This is a genomic window from Sphingomonas sp. (assembly GCF_964263785.1).
In the GTDB taxonomy this organism is placed as follows: domain Bacteria; phylum Pseudomonadota; class Alphaproteobacteria; order Sphingomonadales; family Sphingomonadaceae; genus Sphingomonas.
The window spans coordinates 36,357-50,329 of the sequence record NZ_CAXVWL010000111.1 but is presented as its reverse complement, the minus strand read 5'-3'; the positions used below and the strand labels follow the sequence as shown (position 1 = coordinate 50,329).

Below are 13,973 nucleotides of genomic sequence, written 5' to 3'. Positions count from 1 at the left end.
TCATGTTCGCACGCAGCGCCTGATTGGTGTGGTGCACCACCTGCGTGTTCTCGAAATCGTACAGGTTCGCACCCTCGAGCAGCCCCGCCGCCTCTAGCAGACGCTCGACCTTCTCGGTGCCGTCCTCGGTCAGGATGATCGACTTCTGCTTCTCGTCCTTCTCGTAATCCTCCGCAGCCAGCTGACGGACGATCAGGTCGACCGAGCGGTACAGGTCGGACTTGTCGTCGGTCGGGCCGGAAATGATCAGCGGCGTGCGCGCCTCGTCGATCAGCACCGAATCGACCTCGTCGACGATCGACATCGCGAACGGGCGTTGGACCATGCTGGTGCGCTCGTACTTCATGTTGTCGCGCAGGTAATCGAAGCCGAATTCGTTGTTGGTGCCGTAGGTGATGTCCGACCCATAGGCCTCGCGTCGCTGCTCGTCGGTCAGGTTGGGGATGATGACCCCGACGGTAAGGCCCAGGAAGCGGTACACGCGCCCCATCCACTCCGCGTCGCGCGCCGCGAGATAGTCGTTGACGGTGACGACGTGGACGCCCTCACCCGGCAGCGCGTTGAGATAGGTGGCGAGCGTGGCGACCAGCGTCTTGCCCTCGCCGGTGCGCATCTCGGCGATCTCGCCGCGGTGGAGGACGATGCCGCCGACCATCTGGACGTCGTAATGCCGCTGTCCGAGCACGCGGGCGGCGGCCTCGCGCACCGTGGCGAAGGCTTCGGGAAGCAAGTCGTCGAGCTTCTCGCCTTCCGCCAGCCGCGCGCGGAAGCGGACGGTCTGCTGCGCGAGATCCTCGTCGGACATCGCTTGGAGCGTCGGCTCGAACGACGCGATCTTTGCGAGAATGGGGTTGAGCGACTTGACGTAACGATCGTTCGACGACCCGAAGATCGACTTGGCGAGACCACCGAGCATGGAGGATTCCTGATATAACGGGAGTGCGGCGGCATCGCGCACCGGATGCGGCCGAAGGAAGGGTCGGAAAAGCCGCGGTGGCTATTCGCGCCTACGGTTCGCCCAAAGCGGCTCCGCCGTACCGACAGCGAGCGGGGTCGCGGAAATCGATGCGACTGCACGCAACCCGGGGAGATCGGCGGGTTGGCGCGCCTGAGCCGCGTGCTTGGCGGGTACGACTGCCAACGCCTGCACGCTCCGCCCAGCGACCGCCTGCGCAACGCCGGGCGCGCGAGCGCTTGCTCCGACGCCGGTAAGCGCGGAAAGCAGCACGGACAGGAACAGCAACACCCTCATTACGCTCGCGACATAGGAGCGCGGCGCGGAAACGTCCACCGTCACCAGATGCTGAGCACCGGATAGCTGCGCATCTTCGTATCAGCGGTGACCAGTGTCACACGGGCGTGGATCGCGTGAGCGATCAGCATCCGGTCCACTTGGTCGAAGTGGATCGGCGGAAGTGTCTCCGCGATGGTCCAGGCGGATGACGGATAGTCAAGCACCTTCGCCTCCAGTTGCTCGAGTACCAGCCTGAACGGCAGATCTACCTCGAACCGTCCGCGTCGGTTCAAGTCGACGAACTCATAGGCGGTGACCGCGCTGACGAAGATGTCCTCGCCGCCATCCGTAAGCGCCTCGCGCGCCGCACGGCTCAGTCTGGAATTGCCGGTTACCGCCCAGACGATCGCCTGGGTATCAACAAAGATCGGCAAACTTGCGCCCGTAATGCTCGTCCCAGCGGTCGTCGGCCTTGATATGCTGGATGTTTATGTTCCGATCGCCGACGAGGTGCTTGAACATCCCAATCGCGGCTCGCCGCTTGGCCGCGCGGCGCTCGACCTCAGCCAAACCCTCCGCTTCGATGTCCGCGATTTTGGCACGGGTAGGCATCAGCTGAAGTTGGCGCAGAGGTAGCCGCGGGTCAAGGGTTCGGCCTGGTTTTGCGACCGGAATGACCCTATCGCTGTACGATGGAACGCTCTCCTCTTGCCCTACCCTTTCCCGCGTTGCCGCCGGTTGCCGGGGTCGAACTCCGCATCGCCCGCGCGCGCTACAAGACTTGGGATCGGTGCGACCTCACCTTCGTCACGCTTGACCCTGCGACGACTGTTGCGGGGGTGCTGACCCGGAGCCGCTGCCCTTCGCCCGAGGTCGAATGGTGTCGCGCGGCGTTGACGTTGGGAACCGCGCGCGCGCTTGTCGTCAACGCGGGCAACTCGAACGCGTTCACCGGCGGACGCGGGCGTGCGGCCGTCGAGGCGATCGCGGCGCGGGTGGCGGGGCATCTGGGGTGCCAGCCTTCGGACGTGTTCGTCGCGTCGACAGGCGTGATCGGCGTGCCGTTGCCGGTCGACAAGGCCGAAGCGGGGCTCGATGCCGCCTTCACGGCCGAGCCGTGCGGGTGGGAGGACGCCGCGGCGACGATCATGACCACCGACACCTTTGCCAAGGGTGCGACCACGTCGGCGATCGTCGATGGGCGGGCGGTGACGCTGAACGGCATCGTCAAGGGATCGGGGATGATCGCGCCCGACATGGCGACGATGCTCGGCTTCGTCTTCACCGACGCCGCGGTGGATGCCGCCTTCTTCCAACGGGCGCTGACCGCCGCCAACGCAACGACCTTCTCGTGCATCACGGTCGATGGCGACACCTCGACCAGCGACACGGTGCTGGCGTTCGCCACGGGAAAGGCTGGCAATGCGCCGCTGGTCGATGACGATAGCGTGGGGGCCGACGCGTTCCGTGCGGCGCTGAACGATCTGTGCCACCAGCTCGCGCTGCTCGTCGTCCGCGATGGCGAGGGGGCGAGCAAGCTGATCGAGATCGCGGTCGAGGGCGCGGAAAGCGACCGCAGCGCGCACCGGATCGCGATGAGCATCGCCAATTCGCCGCTGGTCAAGACCGCGATCGCTGGCGAGGACGCCAATTGGGGGCGCATTGTCATGGCGGTCGGCAAGGCCGGGGAGCCCGCCGAACGCGACCGGCTCGCGATCCGCTTCGGCGACGTGCAGGTGGCGCGCGACGGTCTGGCGGTCGAAGGGTATGACGAGGGGCCCGTCGCCGCGCACCTGAAGGAGCGCGAGATCGAGATCGGGGTCGACCTGGGGCTCGGTAAAGGGTCGGCAACGGTGTGGACGTGCGACCTGACGCATGGGTATATCGCGATCAACGCGGATTACCGGAGCTAAGCGCCACTCACCCTATCGGCGCTTCGCGCCTCTTCCCTCTCCCCGTGGGAGAGGGGGGGAGCGGCGAAGCCGCGGAAGGGTGAGGGCGGTAAATCAGCTCACCGCGTCACCATGTTGCCGCGGTCGAACAGGTCCACCGTCTGCGGCGTGATCCAGCCGTACGTGTAGTTCAGCAGGTACAGCACGAACAGCACCGTCGCGACCACCGTCACGCGTCGCGCGATGCGCCCCGCGCGGAACTCGTGCGGCGCGCTCTCGGCCTGACCGGGCACATAGTCGCCGCCGCTCTCGCGCGTCGTCCTGACTCCGAAGGGCAGGACGAGGAACACCGAGAACGACCAGAACAGGATGTAGATCGCGAGCGCCGAGGTCCAGCGCACCGCCCTAACCCTCGATCACCAGAACATCGACGATCGGCTTCTTGCCCGTCCAGCGGGTCGCGACCTTGCGCACCGCCAGCCGGATGTCCTCGCGCAGGCGATCGGGCCCACGCTTGTTGCCGCCAAGCGCCTTTTCCGCGGCATCCGCGGCTTCGGCGATGAAGGCGTCGCGCTCGTCCTCGACGGGCACGCCCTGCACCCGCACCTGCGGCCGTCCGATCGCGCGACCGCCCTTGCCGAGCGCTACCGCAACCGAGATCTGGCCGTTGAGCGCCAGACGCCGCCGCTCGTTGATCGTCGACCCGTCCGCGGGCAGGATCACGTCGCCATCGAGCACCAGCCGGCCGACGGTCGCGTTGCCGACCTTCTTGGCGGGTCCGGGCAGCATCCGGACGATGTCGCCGTCGGACTGGACCAGCGTCTGCGCGATTCCCTGCTCCAGCCCGAAGCGCGCATGCTCCATCATGTGGCGCATCTCGCCGTGGACCGGGACGAGCAGCTTGGGGCGCATCCACTTGTACATCTGCGCCAGTTCGGGGCGGCCCGGGTGGCCCGAGACGTGGACGTGCGCCTGGCGCTCGGTGATCATGTTGACACCCCGCGCCGCCAGCGTGTTCTGGATGCGCCCGATCGCGACCTCGTTGCCGGGGATCTGCTTGGACGAGAAGACGACGCTGTCGCCTGCCTCTAGCGTGATCGTGTGGCTACCCTCGGCGACGCGGGCCAGCGCGGCGCGGGGCTCGCCCTGCCCGCCGGTGGCGACGATCAGCACCTTGTTGCGCGGCAAGCGCATCGCGGTCTCGGGATCGACCGTCTCGGGGAAATTCTTGAAATAGCCGCAGGCGCGGCCGACCTTCAGGATGCGGTCGAGCGAGCGCCCGGTGACGCACAGTTTGCGGCCGGTCTCCTTGGCGACCTCGCCCAGCGTCACGAGGCGCGCGGCGTTGGACGCGAAGCTGGTGACGAGCACCCGGCCCTTGGCACGGCCGATCACCTCGGCGAGGCCCTGGCGGACGCTGCTTTCGGAGCCCGAGGCTTCGGCGTTGAAGACGTTGGTCGAATCGCACACCAGCACGTCTACCCCCGCGTCACCGATGGCGGCGAGCTGCTCGGGACTGGCGGGGTTGCCGATCACCGGGGTCGCGTCGAGCTTCCAGTCGCCGGTGTGGAACACCCGGCCGACCGGCGTGTCGATCAGCAGCGCGTTGGGCTCGGGAATCGAATGCGACAGCTCGACGAAGGTGAAGCCGAATGGCCCGACCTTGAACGGCTTGCCCGCCTCGACCAGCTTGATCTTGACGCGGTCGGCGATGCCTTCCTCGTCGAGCTTGCCGCGGATCAGCCCGGCGGTGAACGCGGTCGCGTAGAGCGGCACGCCGAGGTCCTCGGCGAGGTAGGGCAGCGCGCCGATATGGTCCTCGTGGCCGTGGGTCAGGACGATGCCGACGAGGTCGTCGAGGCGCTCCTCGATGAAGGACAGGTCTGGCAGGATGACGTCGATGCCGGGGTAGGCGGGATCGGCGAAGGTGATGCCGCAATCGACCATCACCCATTTGCCGTTACAGCCGTACAGATTGACGTTCATGCCGATTTCGCCGGAGCCGCCGAGCGCGCAGAAAAGGAGTTCGTTCTTGGGAGTCATATCGTCTTTCGAGTAGGAAATCGTCGGTCAGCAGGCCGGAAGCGGCGCGACCGTTACACGTCTATATGGGCGCGTTCGCACATGATCGCCAGCCCCTGGATCGTCAGGTCGGGCTCGATATGGTCGAACACGGTCGTGTGGCGCTCGAACAGCGTCGCCAGGCCGCCGGTGGCGATCACCTTGACCGGGCGCCCGACCTCGGCCTTCATGCGTGCGACCAGCCCCTCGATCATCGAGAGATAGCCCCAGAAGATGCCGATATGCATCTGATCGACGGTGTTGCGGCCGATAACGGTGGTCGACGCGGGCGCTTCGATCGCGATGCGCGGCAGCTTGGCCGCCGCAGTGACGAGTGCGTCGAGCGACAGGTTGATGCCGGGCGCTATGATGCCGCCTTTGTACGCGCCCGAGAAATCGCTGAGGTCGAGCGTGGTTGCGGTGCCGAAGTCGATGACGATCAGGTCGCCGTCGTGGAGCTCGTGCGCGGCGATCGTGTTGACCGCGCGGTCGGCGCCCAGCGATTGCGGCTCGGCGACGTCGATCGCCATCGTCCAGTCGAGCGGCGCCTTGCCCGCGATCAGCGCTTCGGTCTTGAAATATTTGCTGCTCAGCACCTGCAAATTGTGGAGCGCGCGGGGCACGACGGTGGCGATGACGACCGCGCCGACCTGGTCACGTTCGTACCCCTCGATCGCGAGCAACTGCGTGAGCCAGACGGCATATTCGTCCGCGGTCCGCCTGGGGTCGGTCGCGATCCGCCAGCGCGCCTTGATGGTGCGGCCTTCCAACACCGCGAAGACGACATTGGTATTGCCGGCGTCGATCGCGAGCAGCATGCGGCTTGACCTTGGTTAGAGTAGAAAAACGTCGGCGGCGTGAATGACACGCCGCTCGCCGCCGCCCAAGCGTAAGATCAGTGCGCCGTCCCCGTCGAGGCCGTCGAACAGACCGTTGAGCGCGCTGCCGTCGGGCAGCCGCGCGGTGAGCGCCGTGCCCACCGGGTGCGCGCGTTCGAGCCAGCGCGTGCGGATGGGAGCGAGCCCCTCGCCGCGCCAGCGCGCGAGCCAGCGGGCGAAAGTTTCGACCAGCGTGTCGAGGAACGCGGCGGGGGTGACGTCGACGCCGTGTGCGGCGAGGCTTGTCGCGGGGCGGTCGGGCAGGTCGGGGTGGTGCGCCAGGTTCGCGCCGATGCCGATGATGACGGCGTGGTCGGCGCGTTCGAGGAGGATGCCGCTGAGTTTCTCGCCGTTCAGCAGCAGGTCGTTCGGCCACTTGAGGGTGACGCCGCCGTTATTCCTTCCGTCACCCCGGACCTGTTCCGGGGTCCAGGGCTCCGCAGGCGATGCGGATGAAGTCTCCGACCGCGTCGCCTGCCGCGCGCTGGACCCCGGAACAGGTCCGGGGTGACGAAGGAAGTCTTCGGGCGCGCTCGCCGCAGCTATGAACACGGAAACGGCCTCTTCGACCGCCACCCCCGCCACCAGCGCCAGCGTCGCAGCCTGCGGATCGGTCGCGCGCAACCGCACCAGCGTGCTCGCGTACAGATTGCCCGCAGGCGACATCCACGCGCGCCCGAGCCGCCCCCTGCCCGCACTCTGCCGCTCCGCCCGCAACCACGTCCCTTCCGCCGCCCCGGCCTTCGCCGCAACCAGCATGTCGGCGTTGGTCGACCCTGTCTCCGCGACCGTTCGAATCAGCGTCAGAACAGCGCCTTCGCGGCCGCGCCGGTCCAGGCGCTCAGCAACGGGATCGCGAGGTAGCCGAGTGGCGAAATGAATACCGCCGCGGCGACCAGCACCCCGCCTTCGACCACATCGCCGCTCTTCCCGAACGCAGGCGCGGGATCGTCGAAGTACATCGTCTTGACGACACGCAGGTAATAATACGCCCCGATCGTCGACGCCGCGATGCCGATCGCAGCGAGCGGAAACAGCCCCGCCGCGACCGCCGCCTGGAACACCGCGAACTTGGCGTAGAAGCCGAACAGCGGCGGGATGCCCGCAAGGCTGAACATGAACATCGCCATCGCCGCGGCAAGCCCGGGACGGGTGCGCGACAGCCCCGCCAGGCTGTCCAGCGTCTCGACCGGCTGGCCATTCTCGTCCCGCATGCGGAGCACCACCAGGAAGCTGCCGAGCGTCATCGCGATGTAGATCGTCATGTAGACGAGCACGCTCGCCACCCCCGCCTGAGTCCCCGTTGCGAGCCCGATCAGCGCGAAACCGACGTTGTTGATCGACGAATAGGCGAGCAGCCGCTTGACGTTGACCTGCCCGATCGCCCCGACCGCACCGAGGATGATCGAGGCGAGCGCGGCGAAAATCACGATCTGCTGCCACTGTCCCGTCGCGGGCCCCATCGCCTCGACCGCCACCCGCACCGCCAGCGCCATCGCCGCGACCTTCGGCGCCGAGGCGAAGAAGGCGGTCACCGGGGTCGGCGCACCTTCGTAGACGTCGGGGGTCCACATATGGAACGGGACGGCGGCGATCTTGAACGCCAACCCTGCGAATACGAACACCAGCCCGAACAGGAGGCCCAGCGAGCGCGTGCCGGCATAGGCCTCGGCAATGCCGTCGAACCCGGTCGTGCCCGAGAAGCCGTAGACCAGGCTGATGCCGTAGAGCAGGATGCCGCTGGCGAGCGCGCCCAGGACGAAATACTTCAGCCCCGCTTCCGCCGAACGCTGATCACGACGCATGAAGCTGGCGAGGACGTACGCCGCCAGGCTCTGAAGCTCGAGCCCGACATAAAGCGTCAGCATGTCGCTGGCCGACACCATGATGCCCATGCCGCATGCCGACAGGAGCAACAGCACGGGATATTCGGGCTTGAGGTCGTCCCCGGTGGTGCGCTGGAAAAACCCCGGAGCGAGGATCAACGAGATCGCCGTCGCGATGTAGATCAGCACCTTGGCGAACGCCGCGAAAGCGTCGGCGCGGTACAGCCCGTCGAACGCGTCGCCGCCGTAGGACGCCGGCCCGGCGAGCGCGACGCACGCGCCCGCCAGCACGAACACCGAGGCGATCGACACCGCGCGGGTCGACCCCTGCCCGCCCCACGCGGCGACGAGCATCAGGACGATCGCGGAGACGCTCAGGATCAGTTCCGGGAGCGTCATCGCAAGGTTGGCGGCGTAGCTCATCGGTGAGCCTCCTGCGGCGCGGCGACGTGAAGCGCGGGCGCGCGTCCGACGGTCGGATGGGAATCGCTGCCCGGCGCGGCGCGGTCGATCCGCGACAGCAGCACGCCCACATCCTTGCGCATCGGCGCGAGGAAGCTCTCGGGATACACGCCCATCCACAGCACGACCGCCGCGATCGGGGCGAGCAACCAGACTTCGCGCGCGTTCGCATCGGTCATCGCCCGGACCTCTTCGGATTTCACCTCGCCGAACACGACGCGGCGATACAGATAGAGCATGTAGGCGGCGCCCAGGATGATGCTGGTCGTGCATAGCAGCGCGATCCACGTCGAGACCTGGTACGTGCCCATCAGCGACAGGAATTCGGCGACGAAGCCGCTGGTCCCCGGCAGCCCGATCGACGCCATCGTGAAGAACAGGAACAACACGGCATAGCGCGGCATCGTGATCGCCAGCCCGCCGTAGCGCGCGATCTCGCGCGTATGCAGCCGATCGTAGATGACGCCGACGCACAGGAACAACGCGCCCGAAACCAGGCCATGCGAGAGCATCATGATCATCGCGCCCTCGATGCCCTGCCGGTTGAACGCGAACAGGCCGATGGTGACGATCGCCATGTGCGCCACGCTCGAATAGGCGATCAGCTTCTTCATGTCGGCCTGCACCAGCGCCACGAGCGAGGTGTAGATCACCGCGACCGCCGACAGCGCGAAGATCAGCCACGTCAGCTGCCCGCTCGCCTCCGGGAACATCGGCAGGCTGAACCGCAGGAAGCCGTAGCCGCCGAGCTTCAGCAGCACGCCCGCCAGGATCACCGATCCCGCGGTCGGCGCCTGGACGTGCGCGTCGGGGAGCCAGGTGTGGACTGGCCACATCGGCATCTTGACCGCGAAGGAGGCAAAGAACGCCAGCCACAGCCATGTCTGCGCATGCGCCGGAAAGTCGAACGCCTGCAACGCCGGAATGCTCGACGTGCCCGCCTGCCCCACCATGTACAGCATCGCGATCAGCATCAGCAGCGAGCCCAGCAGCGTGTACAGGAAGAACTTGTAGCTCGCGTAGATGCGGTTCGCGCCGCCCCAGATGCCGATGATAAGGTACATCGGAATGAGGCCGGCCTCGAAGAACAGATAGAACAGAAACAGATCCTGCGCCGCGAAGGTGCCGATCATCAACACCTCGGTCAGCAGGAACGCCGCCATATACTCCGGCACCCGCTTCTCGATCGCGCGCCAGCTGGCCCCGATGCAGATCGGCATCAGGAACACGCTGAGCATGATCAGCATCAGCGCGAAGCCGTCGATGCCGAGGTCCCAGGCGAAGAAACCTAGACGCGGCCCATGCTCGACGAACTGCCACTGCGCGCCGCCGATGTCGTAGGTCGCCCACAGGACGATGCCGAGCACGAGGTCGACCAGCGTCGCACCCAGCGCCATCCACCGCGCATTGGTCGCATCAACGAACAGGCACGCGACCGCGGCAAGCGCGGGAACGCCCAGCATCAGGGTCAGAATGGGATAATCCATCACCGCGAGATCGCCCAGGTAAGCGCGGCGGTCAGCCCGATCAGCATGACGAAGGCATAGGTGTACACATATCCGCTCTGGAGCTTCACCGCCGCTCGACTACCCGCCTGGACCAGCCAGGCCGAGCCGTTCGGGCCGAAGCGGTCGATCGTCTTCTCGTCGCCGCGGTGCCACAGCAATCGGCCGATCGCGAAGGCGGGGCGGACGAAGATCAGTTCGTAGAGTTCGTCGAAATACCATTTGTGGAGCAGGAAGCGATAGAGGATGCGGAAGTGGTCCGCGAGCACGCTCGGGAATTGCGGCGCTCGGATGTACGCATACCAGGCCGTCCCCAGCCCCAGCAGCATCGCGATCGTCGCCGACAGCTTTATCAGCAGCGGCACCTCATGCATCGCGTGCATCAGATGTTCCCGGAACGCGATCGCGCCGCGCCAGAACTCTTCGCCCGCGGTCGGCTCGATGAAGAAGCCGTGAAACGCGAACCCCGCCGCGACCGCGCCGAGCGACAGCAGCAGCAACGGCACCGTCATCGAGAGCGGGCTCTCGTGCGGATGGTAGCCGCCAGTCCCTGCGGGCAGGTCGTGCTGCGCGGGGCCATGCTCGTCGGGCTCACCGCCGGCCGCCTCGTGTGCCGCATCGCCGTGATGCGCCTCGGCCGCCTTCGCGTCGTGAGCATCGTGGTCGTCGTGCCCGTGCGCATCATGATGCGCATGCTGGATATGCTCGGACGCGGCCCAGCGCGGGGTGCCCCAGAAGGTCAGAAACATCAGCCGCCACGAATAGAAACTGGTCAGCAGCGCGACGAGCACGCCGACGAACCACACGCCGGGCTCGCCCGCGGCCCAGCCCGCCTCGATGATCGCGTCCTTCGAATGGAAGCCGGCGAAGCCGATCGCCAGCGTATTGCCGAATACCGCCGGGATGCCGACCCCGGTGATCGCGAGCGTTCCCGCCATCATCGTCCAGAAGGTGACGGGGATGCTTTTACGCAAGCCTCCGTAGTAGCGCATGTCCTGCTCGTGGTGCATCGCGTGGATCACCGAGCCTGCGCCAAGGAACAGCAGCGCCTTGAAGAACGCGTGCGTGAACAAATGGAACATCGCCGCGCCATACGCGCCGACGCCCGCGGCGAAGAACATGTAGCCGAGCTGAGAACAGGTCGAATAGGCGATCACGCGCTTGATGTCGGTCTGCACCAACCCGCACGTCGCCGCGAACAGGCAGGTCGCCGCGCCGACGAAGGTGACGACGTGGAGCGCCGCCGGTGACGTCTCGAACATCGGGGACAGACGGCACACCATGAACACACCCGCGGTCACCATCGTCGCGGCGTGGATCAGCGCGGAGACCGGCGTCGGCCCCTCCATCGCGTCGGGCAGCCAGGTGTGAAGCCCCAGCTGCGCCGACTTGCCCATCGCACCGACGAACAGCAGCAGGCACAGGACGGTCATCGTGTCGGCGCGAAAACCCAGGAAGCCGATCGTCGACCCCGCCATGCTGGGCGCGGCGGCGAGGATTGCGGGGATCGAGACGGTGCCGAACACCAGGAACGTCCCGAAGATGCCGAGCATGAACCCAAGGTCGCCGACGCGGTTGACGACGAAAGCCTTGATCGCCGCCGCGTTGGCGGACGGCTTCCTGAACCAGAAGCCGATCAGCAGGTAGCTGGCGAGGCCGACGCCTTCCCAGCCGAAGAACATCTGGACGAGGTTATCTGCGGTCACCAGCATCAGCATCGCGAAGGTGAACAGCGACAGATACGCGAAGAACCGCGGCTGATCGGGATCTTCGTCCATGTATCCCCACGAGTAGAGATGGACGAGCGCCGATACGCTGGTGATCACGACCAGCATCACGGCGGTTAGCGCGTCGACGCGGAGCGCCCACGACACGTCCATGTCGCCGCTGGCGATCCAGTGGAGCACCGGGGTGACGTGCGCGACACTCGTGCCCTGCAGGAAGCCGATGAACACCGGCCACGACAAGGCGCACGAAGCGAACAGCGCCGCGGTAGTCAGTACCTTCGCGGGCACCACGCCCAGTGCCTTGTTGCCCAGCCCCGCGATCGCAGCGGCCAGGAGCGGCAGGAAGACAATTGCGAGAATCAACCGATCACCCCTTCATCCGGTTGACGTCGTCGACCGCGATCGTGCCGCGCCCGCGGAAATAGATGACCAGGATCGCCAGCCCGATCGCCGCCTCGCCCGCCGCGACGGTCAGCACGAACATCGCGAACACCTGACCGACCAGGTCGTTGAGATAGGCCGAGAAGGCGACGAAATTGATGTTCACCGCGAGCAGGATCAGCTCGATCGCCATCAGGATGACGATCAGATTCTTGCGGTTCAGGAAGATGCCGAGCACCCCCATCACGAACAGGATCGCCGCAACGACGAGGTAATGGACGAGGCCGATCATAGCTCGACACCCACCCCGACAGGCTGGTTCACGTTGCGCGTCGCATCCTGAGGCCGGCGGGCGTTCTGGCGCGGGATGTTCTGGTAGCGCGAGCCGCTACGCTCGCGATGGGTCAGCACGATCGCGCCGATCATCGCCACGAGCAACACCAGCCCCGCCGCCTCGAAGATGAACAGGTAGCGCGTGTAGAGCAGGTCGCCGATCGCGCGGATGTTGGACACCCCCGGGTCGATCGGTGCCGCCCGTCGCGCCAGCGCCACGCCGCCCAACCGCCACGCGCCGATCGCGACCATCACTTCCGCCGCCAGCGCCACAGCGAGCGCCAGACCGATCCCGAAATATCGCGCCACGCCCGCGCGCATCGTCGCGAAATCGACGTCCAGCATCATAACCACGAACAGGAACAGCACCGCGACCGCACCGACATAGACGATGACGAGCAGCATCGCGATGAACTCGGCGCCGACCAGCACCATCAGCCCCGCGGCGTTGAAGAACGCCAGGATCAGCCACATGACGGAATGCACCGGATTGCGCGACGAGATCGTCATCGCCGCCGAGACGATGACGACAACCGCGAAGAGGTAGAAGGCGATGGCCTGGATCACCATACGGTGCCTCCCCGGAACAGGGAGGGGGACCGCCGCGAAGCGGTGGTGGAGGGGCAGCCACGAGCGACAGCACTGCTTGGCTGCCCCTCCACCAGCCTGCGGCTGGTCCCCCTCCCCGTTCCGGGGAGGTACATGCTGGTCAGAATCATGCCCGCGCGCCTAGCGGTATGGCGCATCGGCGGCAAGGTTCGCGGCAATCGCGCTTTCCCAGCGGTCGCCATTGTCGAGCAGCTTGGCCTTGTCGTAGATCAGCTCCTCGCGCGTCTCGGTCGAGAATTCGTAGTTCGGCCCCTCGACGACAGCATCGACCGGGCACGCCTCTGCACACAAACCGCAATAGATGCACTTGGTCATGTCGATGTCGTAGCGCGTGGTCCGACGGCTGCCGTCGTCGCGCGGCTCGGCCTCGATCGTGATCGCCTGCGCAGGACACACCGCCTCGCACAGCTTGCACGCGATGCACCGCTCCTCGCCGTTGGGATAGCGCCGTAACGCATGCTCCCCGCGAAACCGCGGGCTGACCGGGTTACGCTCGTACGGGTAGTTGATCGTCGCCTTGGGCTTGAAAAAGTATTTGAGCGTGAGGGCATGCGCCTTCACGAACTCCCAGAGCGTGAATGATTTTATCAGCTGTGCGGGGCTCATTTCATTGCCTCAAACTCTGCGCGTACGCCGCTTCCCGCTCTTGGCGTACAAGAACCTAGCCATTTATCGGAGCCCTTTGACCCTACCACCGCGAAGAAGCCGTTGCCCTGCGGCACTTTTGGATCAACCCCAAGTACGATAAATTCCTGGTCAGGGTCGCCCACCGCAATAGTAAACAAACCCGGTGCGTTTATCACCATTCTAGCGTTTAGCCCGCCCATCACGTTGGAAGGATCGAGCAGGGAAACTCCCCGTGTCCTAAGCAAAATATCGCTCGATATAGGTCTAGAGTGACCTTCCTCAATAACGGGTAGAAGCACTGTTAACCGAGCAGTAGTTACCGAGTCACGGTCTTCGCTCGGATGCATAACGCACATCAAAATTCTGTCCTGCCCCTCGTCGGGAAAAAGACGTCGAGGCTGTTCCATCGCGCCGGCGGCTGCCAACGCTATGAACATG

14 protein-coding genes and 1 pseudogene are annotated in these 13,973 nt (G+C 66.0%); 1 reads left to right on the top strand and 14 read right to left on the bottom strand.

The window, feature by feature from the left end; translation table 11 throughout:
- From ACE5C1_RS14685 to ACE5C1_RS14675, 3 genes and pseudogenes are all read right to left on the bottom strand, one after another.
- Positions 1-916 (bottom strand): annotated as a pseudogene (locus ACE5C1_RS14685) (preprotein translocase subunit SecA); the annotation flags it as partial.
- Positions 917-1,293: 377 nt separating this feature from the next.
- Positions 1,294-1,668: a type II toxin-antitoxin system VapC family toxin gene (locus ACE5C1_RS14680; protein ID WP_374944814.1), complete on the bottom strand. Its 375-nt coding sequence runs from the start codon at positions 1,666-1,668 to the stop codon at positions 1,294-1,296.
- A complete protein-coding gene (locus ACE5C1_RS14675) occupies positions 1,652-1,846 on the bottom strand; it encodes a hypothetical protein (protein WP_374944813.1) in 195 nt (64 codons plus the stop codon). Before ACE5C1_RS14675 ends, ACE5C1_RS14680 begins: the two co-directional genes overlap by 17 nt.
- Positions 1,847-1,926: 80 nt before the next feature.
- Here ACE5C1_RS14675 and argJ point away from each other — a divergent pair, with 80 nt between their 5' ends.
- A complete protein-coding gene (gene argJ / locus ACE5C1_RS14670) occupies positions 1,927-3,147 on the top strand; it encodes a bifunctional glutamate N-acetyltransferase/amino-acid acetyltransferase ArgJ (protein WP_374944812.1) in 1,221 nt (406 codons plus the stop codon).
- Between the two features lie 98 nt (positions 3,148-3,245).
- Here argJ and ACE5C1_RS14665 read toward each other — a convergent pair whose 3' ends face one another.
- The 11 genes from ACE5C1_RS14665 to ACE5C1_RS14615 all read right to left on the bottom strand — a co-directional run bounded on the left by ACE5C1_RS14665 (position 3,246) and on the right by ACE5C1_RS14615 (position 13,972).
- Positions 3,246-3,527, bottom strand: coding sequence for a DUF1467 family protein (locus tag ACE5C1_RS14665; RefSeq protein WP_374944811.1), 282 nt, complete (start codon positions 3,525-3,527; stop codon positions 3,246-3,248).
- A gap of 4 nt (positions 3,528-3,531) precedes the next feature.
- Entirely contained in the window at positions 3,532-5,169 is a 1,638-nt protein-coding gene (locus tag ACE5C1_RS14660) for a ribonuclease J (protein ID WP_374944810.1), read from the bottom strand.
- 53 nt (positions 5,170-5,222) lie between these two features.
- Entirely contained in the window at positions 5,223-6,005 is a 783-nt protein-coding gene (locus ACE5C1_RS14655; RefSeq protein ID WP_374944809.1) for a type III pantothenate kinase, read from the bottom strand.
- Between the two features lie 15 nt (positions 6,006-6,020).
- Complete coding sequence (locus tag ACE5C1_RS14650) at positions 6,021-6,824, bottom strand: biotin--[acetyl-CoA-carboxylase] ligase (RefSeq protein ID WP_374944808.1); 804 nt, start codon at positions 6,822-6,824, stop codon at positions 6,021-6,023.
- 44 nt (positions 6,825-6,868) lie between these two features.
- Positions 6,869-8,314, bottom strand: coding sequence for an NADH-quinone oxidoreductase subunit NuoN (gene nuoN, locus ACE5C1_RS14645; protein ID WP_374944807.1), 1,446 nt, complete (start codon positions 8,312-8,314; stop codon positions 6,869-6,871).
- Positions 8,311-9,840 carry an NADH-quinone oxidoreductase subunit M gene (locus ACE5C1_RS14640; RefSeq protein ID WP_374944806.1) on the bottom strand — a complete coding sequence of 510 codons (1,530 nt, stop codon included), beginning with the start codon at positions 9,838-9,840 and terminating at the stop codon, positions 8,311-8,313. The genes nuoN and ACE5C1_RS14640 overlap by 4 nt, the downstream gene beginning before the upstream one ends.
- Positions 9,840-11,948 (bottom strand): NADH-quinone oxidoreductase subunit L, encoded by a 2,109-nt coding sequence (gene nuoL / locus ACE5C1_RS14635; RefSeq protein WP_374944805.1) that lies wholly within the window; start codon positions 11,946-11,948, stop codon positions 9,840-9,842. Before nuoL ends, ACE5C1_RS14640 begins: the two co-directional genes overlap by 1 nt.
- 4 nt (positions 11,949-11,952) lie before the next feature.
- Complete coding sequence (gene nuoK / locus ACE5C1_RS14630; protein WP_374944804.1) at positions 11,953-12,258, bottom strand: NADH-quinone oxidoreductase subunit NuoK; 306 nt, start codon at positions 12,256-12,258, stop codon at positions 11,953-11,955.
- Positions 12,255-12,866, bottom strand: coding sequence for an NADH-quinone oxidoreductase subunit J (locus ACE5C1_RS14625; protein ID WP_374944819.1), 612 nt, complete (start codon positions 12,864-12,866; stop codon positions 12,255-12,257). Before ACE5C1_RS14625 ends, nuoK begins: the two co-directional genes overlap by 4 nt.
- Positions 12,867-13,028: 162 nt before the next feature.
- Positions 13,029-13,514 carry an NADH-quinone oxidoreductase subunit NuoI gene (nuoI, locus tag ACE5C1_RS14620; protein ID WP_374944803.1) on the bottom strand — a complete coding sequence of 162 codons (486 nt, stop codon included), beginning with the start codon at positions 13,512-13,514 and terminating at the stop codon, positions 13,029-13,031.
- Positions 13,511-13,972, bottom strand: a complete 462-nt coding sequence (locus tag ACE5C1_RS14615; protein WP_374944802.1) for a hypothetical protein — start codon at positions 13,970-13,972, stop codon at positions 13,511-13,513. Before ACE5C1_RS14615 ends, nuoI begins: the two co-directional genes overlap by 4 nt.
- Between the last annotated feature and the right edge of the window lies 1 nt (position 13,973).

What these genes read in the sequence shown, in the direction of transcription:
- ACE5C1_RS14640 (WP_374944806.1), bottom strand. Translation starts at nt 9,840, where the DNA reads ATGGATTATCCCATTCTGACCCTGATGCTGGGCGTTCCCGCGCTTGCC.
- argJ (WP_374944812.1), top strand. Translation starts at nt 1,927, where the DNA reads ATGGAACGCTCTCCTCTTGCCCTACCCTTTCCCGCGTTGCCGCCGGTT.
- ACE5C1_RS14650 (WP_374944808.1), bottom strand. Translation starts at nt 6,824, where the DNA reads ATGCTGGTTGCGGCGAAGGCCGGGGCGGCGGAAGGGACGTGGTTGCGG.
- nuoK (WP_374944804.1), bottom strand. Translation starts at nt 12,258, where the DNA reads ATGATCGGCCTCGTCCATTACCTCGTCGTTGCGGCGATCCTGTTCGTG.
- ACE5C1_RS14655 (WP_374944809.1), bottom strand. Translation starts at nt 6,005, where the DNA reads ATGCTGCTCGCGATCGACGCCGGCAATACCAATGTCGTCTTCGCGGTG.
- ACE5C1_RS14660 (WP_374944810.1), bottom strand. Translation starts at nt 5,169, where the DNA reads ATGACTCCCAAGAACGAACTCCTTTTCTGCGCGCTCGGCGGCTCCGGC.
- nuoI (WP_374944803.1), bottom strand. Translation starts at nt 13,514, where the DNA reads ATGAGCCCCGCACAGCTGATAAAATCATTCACGCTCTGGGAGTTCGTG.
- ACE5C1_RS14615 (WP_374944802.1), bottom strand. Translation starts at nt 13,972, where the DNA reads ATGTTCATAGCGTTGGCAGCCGCCGGCGCGATGGAACAGCCTCGACGT.
- nuoN (WP_374944807.1), bottom strand. Translation starts at nt 8,314, where the DNA reads ATGAGCTACGCCGCCAACCTTGCGATGACGCTCCCGGAACTGATCCTG.
- ACE5C1_RS14675 (WP_374944813.1), bottom strand. Translation starts at nt 1,846, where the DNA reads ATGCCTACCCGTGCCAAAATCGCGGACATCGAAGCGGAGGGTTTGGCT.